This window comes from Streptomyces sp. NPDC093085, assembly GCF_040683935.1.
Classification (GTDB): domain Bacteria; phylum Actinomycetota; class Actinomycetes; order Streptomycetales; family Streptomycetaceae; genus Streptomyces.
In genome coordinates this window covers 650,929-673,417 of record NZ_JBFBFB010000001.1, presented here as the reverse complement: position 1 = coordinate 673,417, position 22,489 = coordinate 650,929, and the positions used below count along the sequence as shown (strand labels likewise).

21 protein-coding genes are annotated in these 22,489 nt (G+C 72.4%); 5 read left to right on the top strand and 16 right to left on the bottom strand.

Annotated features, from left to right (window positions below):
• Nucleotides 1-8: 8 nt before the first annotated feature.
• Nucleotides 9-887, top strand: a complete 879-nt coding sequence (locus AB0O07_RS02770; RefSeq protein ID WP_365625757.1) for a peptidoglycan-binding protein — start codon at nucleotides 9-11, stop codon at nucleotides 885-887.
• Nucleotides 888-956: 69 nt separating this feature from the next.
• Here the strand turns inward: AB0O07_RS02770 and AB0O07_RS02765 are convergent, their stop codons facing one another.
• On the bottom strand, nucleotides 957-2,378 hold the full coding sequence (locus tag AB0O07_RS02765) for an NAD(P)/FAD-dependent oxidoreductase (protein WP_365627937.1): 1,422 nt from the start codon (nucleotides 2,376-2,378) through the stop codon (nucleotides 957-959).
• Nucleotides 2,379-2,657: 279 nt separating this feature from the next.
• Between AB0O07_RS02765 and AB0O07_RS02760 the strand changes: the two genes are divergently transcribed.
• Together AB0O07_RS02760 and AB0O07_RS02755 are read left to right on the top strand one after the other, a co-directional pair.
• Nucleotides 2,658-3,389, top strand: coding sequence for a TNT domain-containing protein (locus AB0O07_RS02760; protein WP_365625754.1), 732 nt, complete (start codon nucleotides 2,658-2,660; stop codon nucleotides 3,387-3,389).
• Between the two features lie 10 nt (nucleotides 3,390-3,399).
• Complete coding sequence (locus tag AB0O07_RS02755; RefSeq protein ID WP_365625751.1) at nucleotides 3,400-3,633, top strand: hypothetical protein; 234 nt, start codon at nucleotides 3,400-3,402, stop codon at nucleotides 3,631-3,633.
• Nucleotides 3,634-3,685: 52 nt separating this feature from the next.
• On the opposite strand, the gene AB0O07_RS02750 is transcribed toward AB0O07_RS02755, so the two are convergent.
• The 5 genes from AB0O07_RS02750 to AB0O07_RS02730 all read right to left on the bottom strand — a co-directional run bounded on the left by AB0O07_RS02750 (nucleotide 3,686) and on the right by AB0O07_RS02730 (nucleotide 8,690).
• Entirely contained in the window at nucleotides 3,686-4,546 is an 861-nt protein-coding gene (locus AB0O07_RS02750) for an inositol monophosphatase family protein (RefSeq protein ID WP_365625748.1), read from the bottom strand.
• 46 nt (nucleotides 4,547-4,592) lie between these two features.
• Complete coding sequence (locus AB0O07_RS02745; RefSeq protein ID WP_365625745.1) at nucleotides 4,593-6,404, bottom strand: gamma-glutamyltransferase; 1,812 nt, start codon at nucleotides 6,402-6,404, stop codon at nucleotides 4,593-4,595.
• Between the two features lie 152 nt (nucleotides 6,405-6,556).
• A complete protein-coding gene (locus AB0O07_RS02740) occupies nucleotides 6,557-7,477 on the bottom strand; it encodes an SDR family oxidoreductase (protein WP_365625742.1) in 921 nt (306 codons plus the stop codon).
• A 63-nt stretch (nucleotides 7,478-7,540) separates the two neighbouring features.
• Nucleotides 7,541-7,927, bottom strand: a complete 387-nt coding sequence (locus AB0O07_RS02735; RefSeq protein WP_365625739.1) for a nuclear transport factor 2 family protein — start codon at nucleotides 7,925-7,927, stop codon at nucleotides 7,541-7,543.
• A 190-nt stretch (nucleotides 7,928-8,117) separates the two neighbouring features.
• Nucleotides 8,118-8,690 carry an NAD(P)H-dependent oxidoreductase gene (locus tag AB0O07_RS02730; protein ID WP_365625736.1) on the bottom strand — a complete coding sequence of 191 codons (573 nt, stop codon included), beginning with the start codon at nucleotides 8,688-8,690 and terminating at the stop codon, nucleotides 8,118-8,120.
• A gap of 75 nt (nucleotides 8,691-8,765) precedes the next feature.
• On the opposite strand from AB0O07_RS02730, the gene AB0O07_RS02725 reads away from it, so the two are divergent.
• The gene (locus AB0O07_RS02725) at nucleotides 8,766-9,269 is read left to right on the top strand and encodes a MarR family transcriptional regulator (protein ID WP_365625733.1); all 504 of its coding nucleotides are present in this window, start codon (nucleotides 8,766-8,768) and stop codon (nucleotides 9,267-9,269) included.
• A 78-nt stretch (nucleotides 9,270-9,347) separates the two neighbouring features.
• Here the strand turns inward: AB0O07_RS02725 and AB0O07_RS02720 are convergent, their stop codons facing one another.
• The gene (locus AB0O07_RS02720) at nucleotides 9,348-9,929 is read right to left on the bottom strand and encodes a TetR family transcriptional regulator (protein WP_365625730.1); all 582 of its coding nucleotides are present in this window, start codon (nucleotides 9,927-9,929) and stop codon (nucleotides 9,348-9,350) included.
• A 106-nt stretch (nucleotides 9,930-10,035) separates the two neighbouring features.
• Here AB0O07_RS02720 and AB0O07_RS02715 point away from each other — a divergent pair, with 106 nt between their 5' ends.
• A complete protein-coding gene (locus AB0O07_RS02715) occupies nucleotides 10,036-11,238 on the top strand; it encodes an MFS transporter (RefSeq protein WP_365625727.1) in 1,203 nt (400 codons plus the stop codon).
• An 11-nt stretch (nucleotides 11,239-11,249) separates the two neighbouring features.
• Here AB0O07_RS02715 and AB0O07_RS02710 read toward each other — a convergent pair whose 3' ends face one another.
• From AB0O07_RS02710 to AB0O07_RS02670, 9 genes are all read right to left on the bottom strand, one after another.
• On the bottom strand, nucleotides 11,250-12,539 hold the full coding sequence (locus AB0O07_RS02710; RefSeq protein WP_365625724.1) for an alpha-L-fucosidase: 1,290 nt from the start codon (nucleotides 12,537-12,539) through the stop codon (nucleotides 11,250-11,252).
• A gap of 99 nt (nucleotides 12,540-12,638) precedes the next feature.
• Nucleotides 12,639-13,568, bottom strand: coding sequence for a carbohydrate ABC transporter permease (locus tag AB0O07_RS02705; RefSeq protein ID WP_365625721.1), 930 nt, complete (start codon nucleotides 13,566-13,568; stop codon nucleotides 12,639-12,641).
• On the bottom strand, nucleotides 13,561-14,544 hold the full coding sequence (locus tag AB0O07_RS02700) for a sugar ABC transporter permease (protein ID WP_365625718.1): 984 nt from the start codon (nucleotides 14,542-14,544) through the stop codon (nucleotides 13,561-13,563). The genes AB0O07_RS02705 and AB0O07_RS02700 overlap by 8 nt, the downstream gene beginning before the upstream one ends.
• A 140-nt stretch (nucleotides 14,545-14,684) precedes the next feature.
• On the bottom strand, nucleotides 14,685-15,917 hold the full coding sequence (locus AB0O07_RS02695; protein ID WP_365625715.1) for a sugar ABC transporter substrate-binding protein: 1,233 nt from the start codon (nucleotides 15,915-15,917) through the stop codon (nucleotides 14,685-14,687).
• Nucleotides 15,918-15,997: 80 nt separating this feature from the next.
• Nucleotides 15,998-17,392: an enolase C-terminal domain-like protein gene (locus AB0O07_RS02690; RefSeq protein ID WP_365625712.1), complete on the bottom strand. Its 1,395-nt coding sequence runs from the start codon at nucleotides 17,390-17,392 to the stop codon at nucleotides 15,998-16,000.
• A 377-nt stretch (nucleotides 17,393-17,769) separates the two neighbouring features.
• On the bottom strand, nucleotides 17,770-18,327 hold the full coding sequence (locus AB0O07_RS02685) for an SH3 domain-containing protein (RefSeq protein WP_365625709.1): 558 nt from the start codon (nucleotides 18,325-18,327) through the stop codon (nucleotides 17,770-17,772).
• 126 nt (nucleotides 18,328-18,453) lie between these two features.
• The gene (locus tag AB0O07_RS02680; RefSeq protein WP_365625706.1) at nucleotides 18,454-19,866 is read right to left on the bottom strand and encodes an FAD-linked oxidase C-terminal domain-containing protein; all 1,413 of its coding nucleotides are present in this window, start codon (nucleotides 19,864-19,866) and stop codon (nucleotides 18,454-18,456) included.
• Nucleotides 19,863-21,305 carry an acyl-CoA dehydrogenase family protein gene (locus tag AB0O07_RS02675; protein ID WP_365625703.1) on the bottom strand — a complete coding sequence of 481 codons (1,443 nt, stop codon included), beginning with the start codon at nucleotides 21,303-21,305 and terminating at the stop codon, nucleotides 19,863-19,865. Before AB0O07_RS02675 ends, AB0O07_RS02680 begins: the two co-directional genes overlap by 4 nt.
• Nucleotides 21,302-22,387 (bottom strand): ABC transporter substrate-binding protein, encoded by a 1,086-nt coding sequence (locus tag AB0O07_RS02670; RefSeq protein ID WP_365625700.1) that lies wholly within the window; start codon nucleotides 22,385-22,387, stop codon nucleotides 21,302-21,304. Before AB0O07_RS02670 ends, AB0O07_RS02675 begins: the two co-directional genes overlap by 4 nt.
• Nucleotides 22,388-22,489 lie beyond the last annotated feature (102 nt).

Sequence of the window (22,489 nt, the reverse complement as noted above, 5' to 3'; positions counted from 1 at the left end):
GCACCACCATGGCCACCCCACTGACCGCAGCGAAACTCCTCTCGGCCCTCCGTGCCGAAGGGCTGACCGTCGTCGAACACCGGAGCTGGCGTACGCACAACCGGAATCACAAGGGCGCCTGGGGGCCGTTGCACGGGGTGATGATCCACCACACCGTCACCTCCGGCACCGACAGCTCCGTCGAACTCTGCTACAACGGCCACTCCACCCTGCCGGGTCCGCTCTGCCACGGGGTGATCGCCAAGGACGGCACGGTCTATCTGGTCGGCAACGGGCGGGCCAACCACGCGGGGCTCGGCGACGCCGATGTGCTGCGCGCGGTGATCAACGAGACGGCGCTGCCCCCGGACAACCAGGCCAACACCGATGGCAACCGCCACTTCTACGGCTTCGAGTGCGTCAACCTGGGGGACGGCAAGGACCCGTGGCCGGCCGCCCAGCTCGACGCGATCGAGCGGGCCGCGGCGGCGATCTGCCGGGCGCACGGCTGGAACCAGCGGTCGGTGATCGGCCACAAGGAGTGGCAGCCGGGGAAGATCGACCCGCGCGGCTTCACGATGGACGCGATGCGGAGCCGGATCGCCAAGCGGCTCGGCTCGGCGCCGACGACGCCGCCCCCGCCGGCGAAGCCCCCGGTGACGTACGAGCCGTTCCCCGGCTCGGCGTTCTTCGCCGTCGGGCGGCGGAGCGCGGTCGTCACGGCGATGGGCAAGCGGCTGGTCGCGGAGGGATGCGGCACGTACAAGGTGGGGCCAGGGCCGGAGTGGTCGGGGGCCGACCAGGCCTCGTACGCCGCCTGGCAGCGGAAGCTGGGGTACACGGGCAAGGACGCCGACGGCATCCCCGGCCGGACGAGCTGGGACCGGCTCAAGGTCCCCCGCTCCTGACCCCCGGGACCGGGTGACCCCGTATCCGTACCCGTACCCCTGCCTCTCCCGCTGCCCGTACCCGCGCGCTCAGCCGCCCTGGGCGCGCAGCCGCCGCCACACCGCCTTCGCCGCGTTGTGCCCGGACATGCCGTGCACACCGGGGCCCGGCGGGGTGGCGGAGGAGCAGAGGAAGACCGCCGGGTGCGGGGTGGTGTACGGGGAGAGGGTGATCCGGGGGCGGAGCACGAGCTGGAGCCCGGCGGCGGCGCCGCACGCGATGTCGCCGCCCACGTAGTTGGCGTTACGGGCGGCCAGCTCGGGCGGGCCCGCCGTGGCGCGGGCCAGGACGCGGTCCCGGAAGCCGGGCGCGAACCGTTCGATCTGGCGCTCGACGGCCTCCGTGAGGTCGCCTTCCCAGCCGTTGGGGACATGTCCGTACGCCCAGAAGGTGTGTCTGCCCTCGGGCGCGCGCGAGGGGTCGATCAGGGAGGGCTGGGCGGTGATCAGGAACGGGGTCTCCGGGGCCTCCCCGCCGGAGGCCTGGCGCAGCGCGCGCCCGATCTCCCCGCTGGTGGGGCCGATCTGGACGGTGCCGGCGCGGCGCGGCGCCTCGGCGGTCCAGGGGACGGGCCCGTCCAGCGCGTAGTCGATCTTGAAGGTGCTGGCGCCGTACCGGTATCCGTCGTAGAACCGGCCGAGTCCGGCGATTCTGGCGAGGGCGGTCGGGGAGGTGTCGAAGACATACGCGCGGGCGGGCGGGAGGTCGTCGAGCCGCTTCACCTCGTACCCCGTGTGGACCGTGCCGCCCAGGTCGGTGAGGTACGCGGCGAGCGCGTCGGAGATCGACTGGGAGCCGCCGCGCGGTATGGGCCAGCCGCCCGCGTGCGCGGCGAGGGCGAAGATCAGGCCGACGGCGCCGGTCGCGACCCCGTTGAGCGGGGCGATCACATGGGCGACGAGCCCGGCGAAGAGGGCCTTGGCGCGCTCGTCGCGGAAGCGGCGGGCCAGCCAGGTCGAGGGCGGGAGTCCGGCGAGGCCGAAGCGGGCGAGGGTGACGGGGTCGCGGGGCAGCGCGGTGAGCGGCAGCGCCATGAAATCCCGGGCCAGGGAGTCCCATTTGCCGATGTACGGCGCCACGAGCCGCCGGTACGCCCCGGCGTCGCGGGGGCCGAAGGAGGCGGCCGTCTCGGCGACGGAGTGCGCGAGCACCGCGGCCGTGCCGTCGTCGAAGGGGTGGGCCATGGGCAACTCGGGGTGCAGCCACTCCAGTCCGTACCGGGCCAGCGGCATGGTCTTGAAGACGGGCGAGCCGATCCCGAGCGGGTGGACGGCGGAGCAGGGGTCGTGGCGGAATCCGGGGAGCGTCAGCTCCTCCGTCCTGGCCCCGCCGCCCACGGTGTCCCTGGCCTCGAACACGGCGACCGAGAAACCGCGCCTGGCCAGCTCGACGGCGGCGGTCAGCCCGTTGGGTCCCGCTCCCACGACGACGGTATCGAGCATGGACGTCACCTCGGACTCCTTCATCAGCCGATGGCAAGGGGATCCAGGATATTCCCGGGCTCTGACAGCCCGTCGGCGGGTGGTCCTGGCGCGGCGGGTTCTTCCGGAGCCGGAGCCTCAACTTCCGTACAGCGTCACCCGAAAGAGGAAATTACTTATCGCGCGCGTCCGACTACTCTTGGTGACGAAGCCGGGGGCGGGCGGATGCCGGTCCGGGCTTCCGGGCCTTCAGGGGCCTTAGAGGCTCCAGAGGCTTCGAAGATTTTCGGATATGAAGGGATTCTCTCCATGAACCGTATGCGTACCGCGCTCGCGGGGGTCGGTGTCGCCGCCGCGCTGATCATGGCGCCGGCCGCCGCGAGCGCGGCTCCCCAGCAGGATATGAAGGGGTCGGTGAAGGCCGCCGTCCCGCTCCCGGTGACGGACGCCGTCGCCAACACGCTTCCGGGCGCGCTCGCTCCGGCGCCGTGCACCGGGGCGTTCCTCGATGACGCGCGGCTGGGGCCGCGGTATCTGCCGGGCGCCTCGCAGAAGCCGGTGGGCCCGCTGCTGGTGGGGTGGGAGCGGACGGGGAAGCTGTCGCCACCGGACTTCCTGAAGAAGTACTGGGAGGGGCCCGCCGATTCGGGGAGCTGGAAGTACCCGCCCCATGACGGGTTCGCCGTGGTCAACGGGAAGGTCGACAAGAAGGCCACCGTGCTGAAGAAGGACCAGAAGCTGGACCGGTTCGGCGGTGAGGGCGGCCGTTATCTCGCCCCGGTGGGCGACCCGTACGCCAAGCGCGCGCTGCCGCCGCAGAATCTCAACACCCGGGACGCCGCCGTGCCCTGTGACTACCGGGTCTACCGGGTCCTCAAGCCGTTCACCGTCTGGCAGGGCGGCATCGCCCCCTGGTTCGAGCAGCCGGGCGGCGGGCAGCAGATCCAGCTCGACGCGGCCCTCCTCGACCCGGGCCCGGGCGAATATCTCAATGTGACCTGGCTGCTCAAGCACGAGTACCTGGACCACGCGAGCGCGTAACGTCGTTTCCATGGACCGCCACGCATTGCGGGCCGCGCTCGGCGCGGCAGGGGTACCCGACGACTACTACCGTATCGAGGGGGTCCATGAACCGGCCCCCACGCCCGTCGACTTTCTCTTCGTCCGGAGGACCGGCGACGGCGCGTGGGAGACCGGCGCGTACGAACGCGGGAAGAGGGAGACCATCGCCCGCCACCCGAGCGAGGCGGCGGCGTGCGAGCATCTGCTGCGGCTGCTCACCTGAGCCGTGACACCGGCTGAGACGCCACCGCTGGGGACACGGCGGAGGGGCGGGCTCATCCCCCGGCGAGGAGGCGTTCCCGGATCCGCTGTGCCGTGGCGCCGTCCCTGGCGGCGGTGAAGGGGAGCGCGTTGTCGCCCGTGATGCGGTACGGGTCGCCGGTCAGGGTCATGTGGGCGCCGCCCGCCTCGGTCACCAGGAGGAGGCCGGCCGCGTGGTCCCAGGCCAGCTCCCAGGTGAAGGCGACCGCGTCGAGGGTGCCGCGCGCCACGGCCAGGTACTCCAGGCCGGCCGCGCCGCAGGGGCGGGGGTCGATGGAGTCCGTGCGGAGGCCGAGCAGGGCGCGCTTCTGGTCGGGGGTGGTGTAGTCGGGGTGGGAGGTGGCGACGTGGAGGGTCGCGTCGGGGGTGGGGGATCCGGCGTGGAGGGGGGTTCCGTCGAGGACGGCGCCCCGGCCGCGTACCGCGATGGCCATCTCGTCCAGGGCGGGGGCGAAGGTCCAGGAGGCCAGCAGCTCGCCGCCCTGGGCGAGGGCGACCAGGGTGCCGAAGCCGTCCTCGCCCCGGATGAACTGGCGGGTGCCGTCGACGGGGTCCACGATCCAGACGGGGGCCTCGCCGTGGAGTGCCTCGTACCGCGCGGGGTCCGCGTGGACGGCCTCCTCGCCGACCACGGCGGAGCCGGGCAGCAGCGCGGTGAGCGCGGCGGTGAGATGCTCCTCGGCGCGGCGGTCCGCGATGGTCACGAGGTCGTGCGGGGCGCTCTTCTCGGATATCTCGTGGTCCGCGAGGCGGCGGTGGCGGGGCATGATCTCGGCCGCCGCGGCCTTCCGCACCGCCTCCTCCACGGCGGAGACATGGACGGTCCTGGCCGTCCCGCGGAGAGAAACCGTTCCGTACACCGACTCGTCGCTCATGGGCCCAGCCAATCACGGACCGCGGACGGCCGGCGCCCGGGGCCGGTCAGCGGCCCACCGCGTACCCCTGCATGCCCCGAGGATTGGCGGCGGCGGAGAGGATTCCGGTCGCCGGGTCGCGGGCGACGGCGCAGAGCCGCCCCTCCGACCAGGCGTCCCCGACGGTGACGTCATGGCCTCGGCGGCGCAGCTCGGCGACGGTCCCGGGGTCCATACGGGCCTCGACGGTGACACTGCCGGGGCGCATGGCGCGGGGGTGGAAGGAGCCGGGGAAGCTGTCGTTGTGCCAGTTCGGGGCGTCGATGGCGCCCTGGAGGTCGAGGCCGCCCCGGACCGGGGCGCGGAGGGCGAGGGCGAGGAAGAAATGGAGCTGCCACTGGTCCTGCTGGTCCCCGCCGGGGGTGCCGAAGGCCACGACGGGGGTGGAGTCGCGGAGGGCGAGGGAGGGGGTGAGGGTGGTGCGGGGGCGGCGTCCCGGGGTGAGGGTGTTCGGCAGGCCGGGATCGAGCCAGGCCATCTGGAGGCGGGTGCCGAGGGGGAAGCCGAGTTCGGGGACGACCGGGTTGGACTGGAGCCAGCCGCCGCTGGGGGTGGCGGCGATCATATTGCCCCAGCGGTCGACGATGTCGAGGTGGCAGGTGTCGCCCCGGGTGGCGCCGTCGGTGGCGACGGTGGGTTCGCCGCTGCCGGGTGCGGGGCGGCCGGTCCCGGTCGGCGGGGTGCCGGAGGCGACGGCGCGGGCGTGGGCGCTGAGCCGGGGGGTGCGGCCGTCCGGGGAGCCGGGGCGCAGCTCGTACGAGGCGCGCTCGCCGATCAGGGCGCGGCGTTCGGTGTTGTACGGCTCGGAGAGCAGCGTGTCCAGGGGGACGGGGGCGGCGTCGCCGTACCAGGCCTCCCGGTCGGCCATGGCGAGCTTGCACCCCTCGATCAGGAGGTGGACATAGTCGGCGGAGCCGTAGCGGGGCAGGTCGGCGCCGTGGGCGGGCAGCAGGGCGAGCTGCTGGAGGAAGGCGGGGCCCTGGCTCCAGCCGCCCGCCTTGCAGAGGGTCCAGCCGTTCCACTCGTAGGTGACGGGGGCCTCGTAGGTGGCGGAGTATTCGGCGAGGTCGGCGGCGGTCAGGGTGGCGCTGTGGTGGGCACCGCTGGTGTCCAGGGTGGGCCGGGCGGCCTGGGCGAGAAGTGCCTCGGCGATGAATCCGGTGCGCCAGACGGCGCGGGCGGCCTCGATCTCGGCGGTACGGTCGCCGCCCCCGGCCGCCTGGGCCTCGGCTATGAGGCGGCGCCAGGTGGCGGCGAGGGCGGGGTTGCGGAAGAGCTCGCCGGGGGCGGGGGACTTTCCGCCGGGGAGGTAGAGATCGGCGGAGCTGGTCCACTCGGTGGTGAAGAGTTCGCGGACGCTCTCGACGGTCTCGCCGACGCGTTCGACGGGGGCGTGGCCGTCCTCGGCGTACCCGATGGCGTATCGCAGCACCTGGGCGAGGGACTTGGTGCCGTGGTCGCGCAGGAGCACCATCCAGGCGTCGAAGGCGCCGGGCACGGCGGCGGCGAGCGGTCCGGTGCCGGGGACGAGGTCGAGCCCGAGGGAGCGGTAGTGGTCGGGGGTGGCGCCCCGGGGCGCGGGCCCCTGGCCGCAGAGGACCCGTACCTCGCCGCCGGCCGGGGCGAGGATGATCGGCACCTCTCCGGCGGGGCCGTTGAGATGCGGTTCGACGACATGGAGGACGAACCCGGCGGCGACGGCCGCGTCGTAGGCGTTGCCGCCGTCCTCCAGGACCGCCATCGCCGACTGGGAGGCGAGCCAGTGGGTGGAGGACACCATGCCGAAGGTGCCCTGGAGGGTGGGACGGGTGGTGAACATTCGGCCTCGCACCTCGCTGTCGACAGGGAGCGGCCCGAGCGGTGGGCGCTCGGGCCGGGTCCGGGGGAGAATCCGGGAAGCTTGTGCCAAGATCTGCTTCTCCCACTCCCCCGGAAGGCCGCCGGGAAACACGCGGGGCGGGCCGGGGCTGCTCACGGACGGCGGGGAGCGCTCAGTTCGGCGGTGAGCCGGGCGATGGCGTCCTCGGCGGTGGGGGCGGGTCCGAAGAGCTGTGTCTGCCGTGTGGTGTCGGCGACGTAACCGCCGCCGTCGAACCAGCGGAACATCGCGGCCATGTCCTTGACCATGGGTACGAAGGGCCCGACCACGGCGCCCGCGACCCGGGTGAGCGCGGACGGGACCCCCCGCACCTTGATCGCCTTCCCGGCCCGGGTCCCCATGATGTCGCCCACCTCGCCGATGCCGAGCGGCCGGTCCCAGCCGATGTCGACGCGCTCCGCGTCCTTGACGTCGGCGTCGACGGCGGCCGCCAGATAGACCGCGAGGTCGGAGGTGAGGACGAACGTCAGGGGAACGGTCTTCTTGCCCATCCACAGGAGGCGTCCCTTGTCGAGGGGGTTGCCGGTCATGGAGGCGATCTGGTCGAGGAAGGCTCCGGGGCGCAGGGCGACGAACGGGACGCCGAGTTGTTCGAGTCTGTCCTCGGCCAGTTTCTTGTGCCAGAAGTGCGGTACATCGGGGGTCTGGTCGCTGGTGAGGATGCTGGTGAGGACGAACCGCCGTATGCCGGAGCGGTGGGCCGCATCGGCGAGGTTGGTGTTACCGGTGGTGTCGATGTCGCGGGCCTTCTTGTCGCCGCGGGTGTAGCCGGCGGCGGTGGTCACGACGGCGTCGGCCCCGTCCATGGCGGTGGTGAGCGAGTCGGGGTCGAGCATGTCGCCGCGAGCGATCTCGACGCCCTTCCGCTGGAGTCCGCTCGCATCGCTCGAAGGGCGGACGAGCGCACGGACGTTCTTGCCGCGTCGGAGCAGTTCGTCGACGACCTGGCCGCCGAGCGCGCCGGTCGCGCCGACGACGAGAACCGGTCGTGTTGTGGAGTGGGGGGTATTCATGGATGGCTCATTTCTCGTCGGGTCGCTGGTGGTGGGTCCGGGGTGGCATCGGGCCGGCCGTCGTCAGGAAGTGCTGCGGGGGTCACCCGCGCGCAGGAGCTTGGCGAGGTCGAAGGTGACGCGGACGGCGGTGATCCGGCCGTCTTCGACGTGGAGCCAACTGGCCACGGGGAAGGGCTCCGTGCCCGCACGGGGGTGCAGGTCGAACCAGGTCATCACGTCCGCGCCGTCGACCCAGCGCTTGTGGAAGACGAGCGTGCCGGTGAGGGCGAAGATCCGGCCCAGGGATTCCTGGTACCGCTCGGCGCCTTCGATCAGGCCCAGGGGTCCGTGGACCCGGATGTCGGGCGCGAACACGTCGGCCAGGTCGGCCGGGCGGTCGGCCTGCCAGGCACCGAAATAGGCGTCGGCCGCCGCTGTGGGATCGCTGCTGTCCGGGGTGGCGTTCATGGGGTGCCCGTCTGTGATCTGAAGGAAGGACCGGAAAGGGGAAGGGAAGGGGGAAAGGAGGGAAGGGGAAGGGGAAGGGGCGGGGGCCGTCTCCGGGGTGCCGGGGGTGCCGACGGCGGCACCCCCTTTCCCCTTGGGAAGCGGCGGGGGCGGAACGGCTGGTCCGGTACCGGACCGGTACGAAGGGCGTTCAGGCCGTGACGCGTTCGGCGCGCAGCGGCGCCAGTGCCTCGCTCCACGCGATGACCTGGTCGAGCAGGTCGGTGAGGACGGGGAGGTTGTAGTCGCCCGGCTTGAAGGTCCGGTAGTTCTCGAACTCGGTGGCGAAGGGCAGGACGACCTGCGCGCGTACGTCGGCCATCTTCAGCTCGCCGGCCATCACCCGCAGGTGTTCCACGGCGCGGACCCCACCGTGGGGACCGTAGGAGATGAAGCCGATGGCCTTGTTGTTCCACTCGGCGAACAGGTAGTCGATCGCGTTCTTCAGGACCCCGGTGGTGCTGTGGTTGTACTCGGGGGTCACCACGACGAAACCGTCGAACGAGGCGATCTTCTCCGCCCAGCGCCGGGTGTGTTCGTGCTGGTACTGGCCGAACGACGGCGGCATCGCCTCGTCCAGGTGCGGCAGCGGGAAGTCCCGCAGGTCCACCAGTTCGAACTCGGCGTCCGTTCGCTTCGAGGCCAGCTCCAGCGCCCAGTGCGCCACGGGCTCACCGTTCCGGTTCGGACGGGTGCTGCCCAGGATGATGCCGATGCGCGTCATGATCACTCCTTGCGAATGGTTCGGTGAGTAGATAGTACACACCATGCACTGTCCCCGCGCTGTACCATGACTCCCATGCCTGCCTCTCCGTCCACGGCCCCCGAAAGCAGCGCGGCCGCCGTCGGCCCCGCCGCGACAGCGGAGGCGGACGCCATAGCTCTGGTCCGGCTCTCCCATGTGATCCGGGACACCTTCACGCGGGTCGCCGAGCGTCACGACCTGACGCCGGTCCAGGCGCGCATGCTCTGCGTCCTGGCCGAGCGGCCGTACGGCATGGCGGAACTGGCCCGCCTCTTCGGCGTGGGAAAGGCGAATCTGACCGGGCTCGTCGACCGGGCGGCCCAACGCCGCCTCGTCGAGCGTTCACTCGTCCCCGGCGACCGTCGCGCCGTCCAGGTGGTCCTCACCGAGGACGGACGTCAGTCGGCCCTCGCCTTCCACACGGCCGTGACCGAGGAACTCGCCGGGCTGCTCTCCCCGTTGACCCCCCAGGCCCGGGCCGACCTCCGCAGGAGCGCCGCCGCCGTCGCCGAGGCGGCGGGCCCGCCCGGCACCCGGCCGGGCCACCCGGCCTGCTGAGCCCGACCGGCCGCTGCCCTTCTTCGACCGGCCATCACCCTTCCCCGACGGGCCGGCGGGCGGAGCGGCGCCGTCAGCTCAGGGGGTGTCGCCGGAGAGGTTCGGGGCGGCGCTGACGATCGCGTGCACGGTCTCGGCGACGAGGCGCCGGTCCAGCGGCGCGCCGTCGAAGGCGCGGTGCATGGGCCACCCCTCGATCAGGGCGTCGAGCGCGCGGGCCACCCCCGGCGTGAAGCAGAGGGCGAGGCTGTCCCGGCTGCGTTCGAGCCAGGTGCGGGCCGTGACGGACACCGCCTCGTTGTGGTTGGCGTAGGCGTACATCTCGAAGATGAGCGTCATGTCACGCTCCGTGGCGTAGGCCGGCCCGCAGATCAGCTCGACGACGGCCGCCTCCGCCTCGGCGGCCGATCCGGCGCCGCGCACGGTCTGCCGGTAGAGCGCGGACATGGTGTCGGCGAGGCGCGCGAACGCCTGCGCGAGCAGGTCGTCGATGCCGTCGAAGTAGTACGTCAGCGAGCCGAGCGGAACCTCCGCCTGCGCCGCGATCCTGCGGTGGGAGGTTCGGTGCACCCCGCTCTCGGCGATGACGTCGAGGGCGGCATCGAGGATGCGCTCCTTGCGCCCGGGGTCGTTGGGGATCTCGCGCCGTGTGCCGCTCACGCCCCCAATGTGCCATGAGACACCCAGCGGGAAGTGTGTACATACGTACACGCTAGTGCGTACGCTAGTACACACTCTGCTCGCATGTGTTGGGGAGCCACCGTCGATGACCACCGAACTCGCTCTGCGCCGTACCGCCGTGTTCACCTTGTTCCTCCTGCCCGGCCTGACCATCTCCTCCTGGGTGTCGCGCACCCCGGACGTACGCGATCTGGTCGGCGCCTCCACGGCGCAGATGGGCCTCATCCTGTTCGGGCTCGCCGCCGGGTCGATGGCCGGCATCCTCTGCTCGGGCCCGCTGGTGGCCCGCTGGGGTGCCCGGCCCGTCATCGTGGCCGGGACGGCGGCGGTGGCGGCCGCCGCCGCGGTCATCGGCATCGGAGCCGGTACGGGCTCGGGCCTCGGGGTGGCCCTGGGCCTGGGTCTCTTCGGTCTCGGGATGGGCGGCGGCGAGGTGGCCCTCAATGTCGAGGGCGCGGAGGTGGAACGGCTGCTCGGCCGCTCCACGATGCCGGCCATGCACGGCTTCTTCAGCCTCGGTACGGTCATCGGCGCCGTCGCCGGCATGGGCCTGACGGCGGTGCGGTTCCCGGTTCTCGTCCATCTCGCCACCGTCGCCGCCGTGGTCCTGGCCGGGCTGTTGCTCGTGATCCGCCATGTCCCCCCGGGCGTGGGGCGACGGCCGGCCGCCGAGGACCACGGGCCGAGCGCGGACCGTACGCCGGTGTGGAAGGACTCGAAGCTGCTGCTCATCGGCTGCGTCATCCTCGCCCTCGCCATGGCGGAGGGGACGGCCAACGACTGGCTCCCGCTGGTCATGGTGGACGGCCACGGCTTCGACCCCGCCCTGGGCTCGGCCGTGTACGCCGCGTTCGCCGCCGCGATGACGGTCGGCCGCTTCGTCGGCGGGCGGGCCGTCGACCGCTTCGGGCGGGCCGCCGCGCTCTGCGGAAGCGCCCTTGTCGGGGCGGCGGGACTGGCCCTGGTGATCTTCGTCGACCATCAGGCCGTCGCCGCCGGCGCGGCGGTCCTCTGGGGCCTGGGTGCGTCGCTCGGGTTCCCCGTCGCGCTCTCCGCCGCGGGCGATTCCGGTGACGACTCCGCCGCGCGCGTTTCCCTCGCCGCCACCGTCGGCTATGTCGCGTTCCTCGTGGGCCCGCCCTCCCTCGGTTACCTCGGCGAGCACTTCGGGCTGCGCCAGGCGCTGCTCCTCGTCCTCGTCCTGGTGGTGGCCGCCGCCTTCGCGACACCTGCCGCGCGGCACCCCGGACCGGCCGTCCTGCCCAGGCCCGGGGTGCCGCGTACCTGACGGGTATCCGGTCAGGCGTCTTCCGTCAGGAAGAGTTCGACGACGGGGACGGCGACATCGGGGCGGATGATGGGAAGGGTGATGGTCAGGGTGCCGGCGGGCTGGCCGCCGAGCCCGGTGGTGAGGGCCTTCACCTTGGGGTCGATCTCGCGGAAGGGGATCTCCGAGGCGTCGTTGAGGAGTTGCGCGTAGGCGACCTTGCCACCGAGCCCGGGCAGGTGGAGGTGTTCGAAGGGCCAGGCGAAGAGGTGCAGGTAGAGCCGGTTGCCGCGCTGGGTGTAGCGGGTGTCGGCGGGGGCCCGGAAGGCGGAGGGGCCGGCGCCGCGTACCGAGCGCTCGTGGCGGCGCATCCACTCGCCGATGCCCTCCAGGGCGCCGACGGCGGCGGCGTCGAGTTCGCCGCGCCCGGTGGGGCCGACGTTGAGCAGCATGTTGCCGTTGTTGGAGACGCCGTCCACGAGCATCCGGACGAGCAGGTCGGTGCTCTTGATGTTGATGTTGTCGCGGTCGTATCCCCAGCTCCCGTTGAGGGTCTGGCACGCCTCCCACACCACGGGGACGCCGTCGACCTCCATCGGGCGGTCGGGTTGGTACTGCTCGGGCGTGACGAGGTCGCCGGGGATGTCGAGCCGGTCGTTGACGACGATCTCCGGCTGGAGGCGGCGGGTGAGGGCGAGGAGTTCCTCGGAGCCCCAGTCCTCGGCGCCCTTGCCGTTCCACACATCGGTGTGGTGGTCGTCGTGCTTGTAGGAGAAGTCGTAGAAGAGGTAGTCGATCTGGCCGTACTCGGTGAGCAACTCCTCGACCTGGCCATGGAGATAGGCCCGGTACCGCGCCATGTCCCGGCCCTCGTTGAGCCGTTCGATCTCCTCGGGGCCGTCGTCGCGGCGCGGGTGGTAGCCGTCGATGACGAAGTCGGGGTGGTGCCAGTCGATGAGCGAGTGGTAGAAGCCGACGCGCAGCCCCTCGGCGCGTACGGCGTCCACGAACTCCCGGACGAGGTCCTTGCGGATGGGGGTGTTCATGGACGTGTAGTCGGTGAGCTTGGAGTCCCAGAGGCAGAAGCCGTCGTGGTGCTTGGTGGTGAGGACCATGTACCGCATACCGGCCTTCTTGGCGGCCCGCGCCCACTCGGCGGGGTCGAAGAGGTCCGGCTCGAAGTGGTCGAAGTACGTGTCGTACTTGGCCTCGGTGATCCGTTCGCGGTTCTTCACCCACTCATGGCGTGCGGGCAGGGCGTAGAGGCCCCAGTGGATGAACATGCCGAAGCGGTCCTCGGTGAACCAGGCGGGGACGGTCATGGCGGGGTTCCTTCCGTACGTACGGATGTGGGCGTGCCGGGGTGAGCAGGAGAAGGGGGACGGGAGAAGGCGGGGCAGGGCAGGAGGGGGCGGGCGCGGTCAGCGGCCGCCCAGGCCGCTGGTGACGATGCCCCGGATCAGGTGTTTCTGGAGGAGGACGAGGATGATCACGGTGGGCAGCATGGAGACCACCGAGGCGGCCATGACGAGGTTCCACTGGCTGCCCTGCTGGCCGAAGAAGGCCTGGAGGCCGAGCGGAATGGTGGCGTGGGCGTCGATGTCGTTGACGACGACGAGCGGCCAGAGAAAGGAGTTCCAGTAGCTGATGAAGGTGAAGACGGCCAGCACCGCGAGGGTCGGCCGGGCGAGCGGCAGCATCACACTGAGGAAGGTGCGGACGGTGCCGGCCCCGTCGACACGGGCGGCGTCGTCGAGTTCCTGCGGGACGGTCAGGAAGAACTGCCGGACGAGGAAGGCGCCGAGCGCGGTAAATGCCCACGGCAGGATCAGCGCCTGGAAGGTGTCGACCCAGCCGACGCCCTGCATCATCACGTACATGGGGATGACGAGGACGTCCTGCGGGATCATCAGCGTCACCAGGAAGAGCAGGAACGCGAGGTTCCGGCCGCGCCAGCGGAGCCGTGAGAAGGCGTAGCCGCTGAGCGCGGCGACGACGAGGTTGACGGCGGTGCCGAGCGTGGCGACCAGGACGCCGTTGACGATGAAGCGGCCGAACGGCAGATAGGTGAAGACGTCCACGTAGTTCTGCCACTGGAGGGCGGAGCCCCAGAGGGTGGGCGGGGTGGTGAAGGTCTGGTCGTCGGGCTTGAGGCTGGTCGCCACCATGTAGATGAGCGGCGCCATGAAGACCAGGGCGATCAGGCAGAGGATCACATACCCGGTGGCCCGCCGGGCCCGTCCGGCCGCCCCCACTCCGCCCGCCGCGATTCCGCCCGCCGCGATTCCGCCGGCCGCGTTCCCGCCGGCCGCGTTCCCGCCGGCCGCGATCGTCCGCGTACCGCTACCCATAGTGCACCCACCGCTTCTGGCCGAGGAACTGGACCGCCGTGATGCCGAGGATGATGACGAAGAGCACCCACGCGCCCGCCGACGCCAGTCCGAGCTGCTGGTTCTGGAAACCGGTGGTGTAGATGTACTGGACGAGGGTCTCGGTGGAGGTGCCGGGGCCGCCCTTCGTGAGCAGGAAGGGCTGGGCGAACACCTGGAAGGAGGTGATGAGCGTCATCATCGTCGCGAAGAACACCGACGGCGAGATGGCCGGGAACTTGATGCGCCAGAACGTCTGCCACGGGCCCGCGCCGTCGAGTTGCGCGGCCTCGATCAGGTTCTCCGGCACCGCGTCGAGCGCCGCCGAGAAGATCAGCATGTTGTAGCCGAAGCCCTGCCAGACGCTCATCGCGACGATGGCGAGCATCGCCCAGTTCTCGTCCACCAGGAAGTTGGGCGCGTGGGTCCCGACCGTCGACTGGAGGGTGGCGTCGATCAGCCCGTCGGGCTGGTAGAGCATCCGCCAGACGACGACGTTGGCGACGATCGGGGTCACCGTCGGGATGAAGAACAGCACCCGGAAGATCTGCCGGTGCCGGATCCTCGGGGTCAGCCAGGCCGCCAGGCCGAGCGAGACCACCAGATTGAGCGGCACGTACAGCACCACGAAGCCGACCGTGTTGAGGATGACCGTCCGGAAGACCGGATCCCCGAACAACCGGCTGTAGTTGTCGAGCCCAATCCAGGAACGGTCCCCGAGCAGGGGCCAGTTCATGAAGCTCACCACGAGGGAGGCGAGGATCGGGACGACCGTGAAGACCGCGAGGCCGATGGAGTGGGGCGCCGCGAACGCCGCGCCCCACCACGAGCGCCGCCCCGCGGGCTCCGGTTCGCCGCGCCCGGCACGCCCGTCGCGTCCACCGCGCCGGCCGGACTTCTTCGGCGAACCGGTGCCGGGCGCCCTGCCGGCCACGACCGCGCCTGGGCCGCCGGCCACGCCAACGGCCCCTGCCGCGCCCTCGGTCCGGAGCGTGCCGCCCGCACCCGAAGTGCCCCGGGCGTCCGCCATCTCCCTCACCACCCGACTCTCTCCGTCCTCGTCACCGGGAGGGACCGGTGACGGGCTCACCACGCTCGTCACCGGGCGAGCTGGCCCGCGATGGACTTCATCGTCCGCGCGCCCGACGACTGGCCGTTGACCGCCTGGATTCCGTACTGGACCAGCAGTTGCTGGAGCTGGTCGCTCTGCTTGTTGCCCGGCAGCGGGGTCGAGTCCTTCTGCGCCACGGCGAAGACGGACTCGGCGTCGTCGATGCCCGCGTTGTCGAACCAGGCCTTCTGGGCCGCCGTACGCCCCGGGAAGGCACGGCCCTGCTGGGCGAGCGAGGTCAGGACCTTCTCGCTGGTCATCGTCTCGATGGCGTGGTACGCCTGCTCGGGGTACGCGCACTGCTTCGAGATGCCGAAGCCGGAGCCGGCGGAGAAGGTGGAGGGCCCGGAGCCGCTCTTCGGCATGGTGGTCACACCGACCGGGAACTTCGCCTTCGCCTTCTGGTCGAGCAGCGACCAGGGGCCGTCGATGTACATGCCGACGTCCTGGCTGACGAACGCGTTGTTGTCGGCCGTGGGTTCCGAACTCGCCTGGGTCGCCTCGCCCTTCTTCACCAGTGAGGAGACCCAGTCGATCCCTTCCGCGAACTTCGCGTTCCCGGGGTCGAGCCGGCCGTCGGCGGTGACGATCCGGCCGCCGTTGTAGCCGAGGATCATCGACTCCAGGTTGAGGTCCTCGACGGTCGTCCCGAACATCGTCTTGCCGGCTGCCTTGAACTTGGCGGCGGCGGCCTCGAATTCGGCGACCGTCCACCCCGGCTTCGGCGTCTGCGCGCCGACCTTCTCGAAGAGGTCCTTGTTGTAGAACATCAGCATCGGGCCGGTGTCGTACGGCAGGGCGTAGAGCTTCCCGTCGACCTTCATGCCGTCGAGCGCGGTGGTGTCGAACTCGTCCAGCTTGGTGCCGGCCTTCTTGGCGTACTCGTCGATCGGCCGCAGCACATCGGTGTAGTTGGCCGCCCGGAGGCTCTGTACGGTGACGATGCAGGGCGCGCTGCCCGTGCCGAGCTGGGTACGGAGCTTGGTCCAGTAGTCGTTGAACGGCGAGCCCTGGACGGTGACTTCGGCGCCGCCGTTCTCGCCGACCGAGTCGGCGACCTTCTGCCAGGCCGCCTTGTCGGCGGAACCGGAGATCCACATCGACCAGACGAGCTTGTCCTTCGACTGACTCGACGCGCCCGTGCTGGACGAACATCCCGTCATCGCGAGCACCAGCGCGGCGCCCACCGCCGTGGCGCTCACACAGAGCCGTTGTTTCATCGCGACATCCACTTCGTTGTGTATGGGTGCTGGGTGGTGGGGGTGGTGGGTTCGCTGAGGGGGGTGTTGCCGAGGGGGTGTTACGGCGTGGGTACGGCGCCGACGCGGCCGGGGGTCTCCTCGGCGCGGCCGTCGGGGGTGCCCTCCGGTTGGGCGTCGGTCTCCGCATCGGCCTCGGCCTCGGCCCATACCGGGCCGCCGGGGTAGGCGTACGCGGTCAGGGAGGTGGCGAGCATCTCGGCGCCCGCGCCCGGGGCCGACGGCGGCCAGTACCGCCCGTCGTGGACGTCGACCGGGGTGACGAAGTGTTCGTGCAGGTGGTCGACGTATTCGAGGTACCGGCCCTGGTCCGTGCCCGACACGGCGATCCGGTCGAACATCGAGAGGTGCTGGACGGCCTCGCAGAGCCCGACGCCGCCCGCGTGCGGGCAGACCCGTACCCCGTGTTTCGCGGCGAGGAGGAGGATGGCGATGTTCTCGTTCACGCCCGCGACCCGGGTCGCGTCGATCTGGAGGACCGAGACCGCGCCCGCCTGGATGAGTTGTTTGGCGACGACCCGGTTGGGCATGTGTTCGCCGGTCGCGACCGGGACCGGGGCGATCCTGCGGGCGATCTCGGCGTGCCCGAGGACATCGTCCGGGCTGGTGGGCTCCTCGACCCAGGCGAGGCCGAAGGGGGTGAGCCGCTCGATCCACGCCACGGCCTCGTCCACGTCCCACCGCTGGTTGGCGTCGACCGCGATCGCGATGCCGGCGCCGACGGTCTCCCGGGCGAGGCGCAGCCGTCGGACGTCCTCCTCCAGGTCCCCGCCGACCTTCAGCTTGATCTGGGTGAAGCCGTCCGCGACCGCCTCGCGGCAGCGGGCGATCAGCCGCTCGTCGTCGTAGCCGAGCCAGCCGGGTGTCGTCGTGTACGCCGGGAATCCGTGGTCCAGCAGAGCCTGGCGGCGCTCGGCGCGCCCCGGTTCGGCCGCGCGGAGCAGTTCGAGCGCCTCGTCGCGGGTGAGCGCGTCGGAGAGGTAGCGGAAGTCGACCAGGTCGGCGATCTCCTCGGGGGTGAGCCCGGCGAGCAGCTCCCAGAGCGGCAGCCCGGCGCGCTTGGCGCGGAGGTCCCAGAGGGCGTTGACGACGGCGCCGATCGCCATGTGCATCACGCCCTTCTCGGGCCCGAGCCAGCGGAACTGCGAGTCGTGGACGAGGGAGCGCCACGTACCGCCCAGGTCGGCGCAGAGCGCCTCGGCGTCCTGGCCGACCAGTCCGGCGCTGAGCGCGTCGACGGCGGCGGCCTGGACCTCGTTGCCCCGGCCGATGGTGAAGACGAAACCCGCGCCGACATGGCCGTCGTCCGCGTCGGTGGTGATCTCGACATAGGCGGCCGAGTAGTCGGGGGACGGGTTCATGGCGTCCGAGCCGTGCCGCTCCCGTGAGGTGGGAAACCGGACATCCCGGGTGGACACACTCGTAATCCGGCTCACGGCTGCTCCTTCGTACTGTTCCGTGCTGCCTCGGCGTGGTGCGCTGGGGTGAACATGGTGCGTGTGGGGCGCCCGAGGCGTTCCGCGCATCAAAACATCGGAGGTATCGGGTGTCAAGAGATCCGTACGCACCCCAGAAAGGCTTTATTGAGGCGTGAATCGGGGCAGAGTTAGGATGAATCACCGAGCGTGTCCGGCCCTTCAGACAAGCCCGGCACACGCCCCGTACGGCCTCGCCCGGGCTCCGTACCGGCCCCGGACAGACTTCAGGCCGCCGTCCGGGATCCGGGGATCCTGGGACGGCGGCCTGAGGGCGACCGGTGCGCCGAGAGCCGGCGACGGGGGCCGGCGGGTCAGCGGGTCAGCGGGTCAGCGGGTCAGCGGCAGTACGGGACCGGCGCGAGGTTGTGGACGTAGCGGGCCGCGACATAGCCGGGGCGCCCGTCGCCGAGGCGGTACCAGAGGCTGTTGCCGTCGACGTCCTCGCCGACGACCTTGCAGGAGAGCGGGATGATCGCGCCCGGCTGGACGGACCCCAGATAGGTGGAGTGCGCGGTGGGCCGCTGCCGTACGGCGAGCGGGAGCCGGGAGACGACCCGCCCGGTGGGCTCGGCGGCCGGAGCGGCCTGGGGAGCCGCGGGTGCCTGTCCGGGCGCCCCGGGGGCCACCGGGGCGGCGGGAGTCGCGGGCGCCTGCCCTGAAGCCGCCTCGGGGGCTGCCCCGGGAGCCGTCTCGGGGGCGGTGGCCGTGGGCTTCCCCAGGGCGCCCGGCTGCCCCTGCTCGTGCTCCTGCGCGCCCTCGGCCGCGGCCGGCGGGACCGGCGGCGGGGCGGCGGCGCTCGCGACGGCGGCCGTGGCCGTCAGAGCGGCGGTACCGGTGAGCGCGAGGACCGCGAGCGCGACGGCGGCCCGGGTCCTGATACGAAGTGCGGACATCGTCATCCTCTTTCCCTTTTGGGCGTTACCTCCTTATGGCATGCCGGGCGGCGCGCAGGCCAGCGCGAAACGGATTCCTCACCCGGATAGGTAGTCGGGCGATGGAGTCGACTATCGGTCTCATCTTCATATCGCCTTACCGGGGTTGAGGATTCCGTGCGGGTCGAACGCCTCCTTCAGCCGGTGGTGCAGCGCCACGCTCTCCGGCCCCAGCTCCGCCGCGAGCCACCGGCGCTTGAGCGTGCCGACACCGTGTTCCCCGGTGAGGGTGCCGCCCAGGCGGAGCGCGGTGGCGAAGATGTCGGAGGCGGCGGCCCAGGCCGCTTCGGGGACCTCGGGCAGCGCCGGGTCGATGACCAGGATCGGGTGGAGGTTGCCGTCGGCGGCATGGGCGAGGGTGTGGACGGGTACGGCGTGGCGGGCCGCGATCGTCTCGATCTCCCGGACCGCCTCGGCGAGCCGGGAACGCGGCACCGCGATGTCCTCGATGAGGGGGCGGCCGAGGCGTTCCAGGGAAGGCAGCGCGAGCCGGCGCGCGGCGAACAGCTCGCGCGCCTCCTCCGGGTCGGCGGTCACCTCGACGGACGTCGCGCGCCCGCGCAGCACCTCGGCGGCGCGCGCCGCCTCGGCCGCCGCGCCCGCCCCGTCGCACTGTACGAGGAGCAGGGCGGCGCCCCTGCCGCGCAGGCCGGTTCCGTGCGCGTCGTCGATGGCGGCGAGGACGGGCCCGTCGAGCAGTTCGGCCAGGGCGGGTTCGATCCGGGCGGCGGTGAGCGCGGTCGCCCCGGCGGCGGCCTCGGCGAAGGTGGCGAAGTACGCGGCGAGCGTGGCGGTGGCGACCGGGATCGGCCGGAGCCGCACGGTCGCCGCTGTGATCACGCCGAGGGTGCCCTCGGAGCCGGTGAGCAGGGCGGTCAGGTCGTATCCGGTGACGCCCTTGACCGTACGGCGGCCGGTACGGAGCGGGGTGCCGTCGGCGAGGACGGCGTCGAGGCCGAGGACGCTGTCGCGGGTGACCCCGTACTTGGCGCAGCGGAGTCCGCCCGCGTTGGTGGCGATGTTGCCGCCGATGGTGGAGAGCGCGGCGCTGGCCGGGTCGGGCGCGTACCGCAGCCCGTGCTCGGCGGCGGCCCGGTCGAGCTCGGCGGTGATCACCCCGGGCTCCACCACGGCGAGCTGGTCGTCCGGGGAGAGTTCGGTGATCCGGTTCATCCGCCCCAGGTCGAGCACGAGCGACCCCTCGGCCGCCGCTGCCCCGCCGGAGAGCCCGGTGCCCGCGCCCCGGGGCACGACCGGGACGCGCAGGGCGTGGGCGTGCCGGAGGGTGGTCCGTACGTCGTCGGCGTGTACGGCGTGCACCACGGCCATGGGCTGCCCGTCGGGCCGCGCGCCGGACCGGTCGGTGGCGTACGCGGCGGTGGCGGCCGGGTCGGTGGTGAGCCGGTCGGGCGCCAGGTCCCGGGCGAGCAGCCCGAGCAGCGTGGCGCCGGCGGTGGCCCGCGCGGTGGGCTGGTGGGTCGGCTGGTGGGTGAGGGTCACGTGGGCTCCTCGGTGGGCTGCGGGGATGTCCTGTCGGGCGGCGGGACGACGGACGAGGCGGACGGCGACGCGACGGGCGGCGGGGCGGCAGGGGACAGCGGGGCGACGGGCGGCGGGGCGGGCGGCCGGCCGGGGGCGTCCTCCGCCCACTCCTCCAGTGCGGCGGCCCCGATGGCCAGCAGCGCGGTGTCCTCCTGGGGCGCGTGGACCGGGGCGCACTGGATGTCCCGGAAGTGGCGTTCCAGGGGGTTGTCCCGGCTGAGGCCCGGGTTGCCCAGGAGGCGGAGTGCGCTCCGTACGGCGGTGGTGGCGTGCCGGGTGGCGAGGATCCGGGCGCCCAGCGCCTGTTCGGGGGTGTACGTGGGGTCGGCGCGGTCGACGCGCCGGGCGCCGCCGAGGACGAGCTGTTCCGCGCTGTCCAACAGGAGCTGGATCTCCCCGGCGGCCTGCCGGAACCGCTCCGTACGGGCGACGGGGTGGCCGAGGTTGGCCGGGATCCGTTCGTGGGCGAACCGGGTGAAGTACCGCTGGGCGGCCCGCCCGACGCCGAGGTAGAGGGCGGCGAGCGGGAGGTGGAGCGGGGCGCCCGCCCGGTTGTCCTGGGCCGCGGCGGGGCCGTGCGGCGCGGCGCCGACCAGGTGGTCCGCCGGGATCTCCACATCGTGGAAGGCGATGTCGTGGCTGCCGCTGGCGCGCAGGCCCAGATGGTCCCAGCGCCGGGTGATCTCGATGCCGGGGGCGTCGCCGGGGACGGCGAACGTACCGACGCGCGGCTCGGGTTCGTCGGTGGCCGCCCACACCAGATACCAGGTGAGCCCTTCCGCCCCGGTGACGAAACGCTTGGCGCCGCTGAGCGCCCAGCCCCGCGCGGTACGGCGCGCGGTGGTCGCCGGGAGCCCGCCCCTGGCCGGGGAGCCGAGTTCGGGCTCGACCCGGGCGTTGTTGAGGAGTACGGGTTCCACCGCGGCCCTGGCCAGCACCTCCCCGTACAGCCGCTCGGGCCAGTGCGGGCGGCGGGCCTGCAGGGTGTGGACGTTGAGGGTCATGAGGGTGATCAGGGCGGTGGCCGGGTCGCCTTCGCCGAGCGCGGCGAGGATCCGGGCCGTGTCCGCGACGCCGAGCCCGGGCCCGCCGTGCCGCCCCGCGACGGTTGCGGTGAGCAGGCCCGCCTCGTACACGGCCCGGATCCCGGACGCGGGGAACGCGCCGGTACGGTCGTACTCCCCCGCGGTGGCGGCGAGCCGGCGGGTGACCTGCGGGAGGCCGTCGAGGTCGGGGGCCGGGAGGGCCGCGAGAGCCGGGAGGGCCGGAAGCGCCGGGAGGGCCTCAACGGCCTGGCGCGGGGCCGGGGACGGGGCCGGGGCAGGAGTCGGGGGCGGGGCAGGAGTCGGGGGCGGGGCAGGAGCCGGGGGCAGGGCAGGAGCCGGGGGCAGGGTCATGACGTGGGGGTCTCCGTGGCGGGGGCGGTGGCGGCGGGGGCGGAGGAGGGGGCGGACGCCCCGGACGACCCGAGGGCCCGGGTGAGGTCCGCGTCGAGCGCGTCGGACCAGAAGGTGCCGACATCGAGCCGGGCGGGGAGCGCGCCGAGCTGGTGGAAGGCGTCGGCGACCCGCTGCCCGGAGGCGAGCGCGGCCTCGCCGGTCGTCTCGATCCTGGTCGGCCGCTGGCGCTCGCCGTCCTCGAACTGGCTCAGCGCGAGACGCACGGGCTGGTGGGTGTGGGCCGCGAACACCTTGGCGTACTCCCGCTGGTGGCCGTCGCGCAGATAGGCCCAGGCCCGGTCGATCCGGGCGAGCAGGTCGGCGGTGGCGGCGCGGGCCGCCGGGTCGGCGAGCGTACGGTCCGACGCCTCCCAGTTGAAGTTTCCGGAGAGGATGTCCGCGCCGGAGCCGATGGTGGTGGCGCCCTGGGTGTGCGCGGTGATGATCGCATTGCCGTACGAGGCGAGGGCGTCCACGGAGCCGCCGGACAGCGCGGCGATCCCGGCGTCGGGGAGGAGCGGCACCGCCGTGATGTCGCTCCAGCGCAGCCCGGCCCGCTTCAGCAGCTCGTACAGGAAGTACTGGGCGGTGGTGTTCTTGACGTAGCCGACCTTCTTGCCCTTGAGCTGGCCGATGGTCGTGACCGCCGAGCCCTTGGGCGCGACGACCTCCTGGAGCAGGGTGTTGCCCTTCTGCACGGCGACGACCTTGAAGTTGGCCTTGCCGTCGGCCGCGGCGAAGACGGGCGGGATCTCGCTCGACTGGGCGACATCGAGCGCGCCCGCCCGCATGGCCTGGAGTTGCAGGTCACCGCCTTGGAACACGCTCCACTTCACCGTGTACGGGGTGTCGTCGAGCCCCGCGAGCTCCAGTACGGCCCGATGGCGCGCCCAGCCGGTGTCGCCCACGGCGAGGGTGACGGAGGAGAGCCCGCCCGCGCCTCCGGACTCCCCCGCGCTCTTGTCCTCCGCGCCCGCACCGCCCCCGCACGCGGTGAGCAGCAGCGCGGAGGCGAGCAGCCACCCGAGCACGGCGGACACCCTCCGGTCCTTCCCCGGGAAGGACCACCCCCGCGCGGGCGCCGGGGCGGGCACCGGGGCCGAGTCCCACGAGAGGCGGCGGCTACGGAAGCGGGCACGGAG

Coding starts and splice junctions, on each gene's coding strand:
- AB0O07_RS02770 (WP_365625757.1), top strand. CDS start 9: ATGGCCACCCCACTGACCGCAGCGAAACTCCTCTCGGCCCTCCGTGCC.
- AB0O07_RS02760 (WP_365625754.1), top strand. CDS start 2,658: ATGAACCGTATGCGTACCGCGCTCGCGGGGGTCGGTGTCGCCGCCGCG.
- AB0O07_RS02755 (WP_365625751.1), top strand. CDS start 3,400: ATGGACCGCCACGCATTGCGGGCCGCGCTCGGCGCGGCAGGGGTACCC.
- AB0O07_RS02750 (WP_365625748.1), bottom strand. CDS start 4,546: ATGAGCGACGAGTCGGTGTACGGAACGGTTTCTCTCCGCGGGACGGCC.
- AB0O07_RS02745 (WP_365625745.1), bottom strand. CDS start 6,404: ATGTTCACCACCCGTCCCACCCTCCAGGGCACCTTCGGCATGGTGTCC.
- AB0O07_RS02740 (WP_365625742.1), bottom strand. CDS start 7,477: ATGAATACCCCCCACTCCACAACACGACCGGTTCTCGTCGTCGGCGCG.
- AB0O07_RS02735 (WP_365625739.1), bottom strand. CDS start 7,927: ATGAACGCCACCCCGGACAGCAGCGATCCCACAGCGGCGGCCGACGCC.
- AB0O07_RS02730 (WP_365625736.1), bottom strand. CDS start 8,690: ATGACGCGCATCGGCATCATCCTGGGCAGCACCCGTCCGAACCGGAAC.
- AB0O07_RS02725 (WP_365625733.1), top strand. CDS start 8,766: ATGCCTGCCTCTCCGTCCACGGCCCCCGAAAGCAGCGCGGCCGCCGTC.
- AB0O07_RS02715 (WP_365625727.1), top strand. CDS start 10,036: ATGACCACCGAACTCGCTCTGCGCCGTACCGCCGTGTTCACCTTGTTC.
- AB0O07_RS02710 (WP_365625724.1), bottom strand. CDS start 12,539: ATGACCGTCCCCGCCTGGTTCACCGAGGACCGCTTCGGCATGTTCATC.
- AB0O07_RS02705 (WP_365625721.1), bottom strand. CDS start 13,568: ATGGGTAGCGGTACGCGGACGATCGCGGCCGGCGGGAACGCGGCCGGC.
- AB0O07_RS02695 (WP_365625715.1), bottom strand. CDS start 15,917: ATGAAACAACGGCTCTGTGTGAGCGCCACGGCGGTGGGCGCCGCGCTG.
- AB0O07_RS02685 (WP_365625709.1), bottom strand. CDS start 18,327: ATGTCCGCACTTCGTATCAGGACCCGGGCCGCCGTCGCGCTCGCGGTC.
- AB0O07_RS02675 (WP_365625703.1), bottom strand. CDS start 21,305: ATGACCCTGCCCCCGGCTCCTGCCCTGCCCCCGGCTCCTGCCCCGCCC.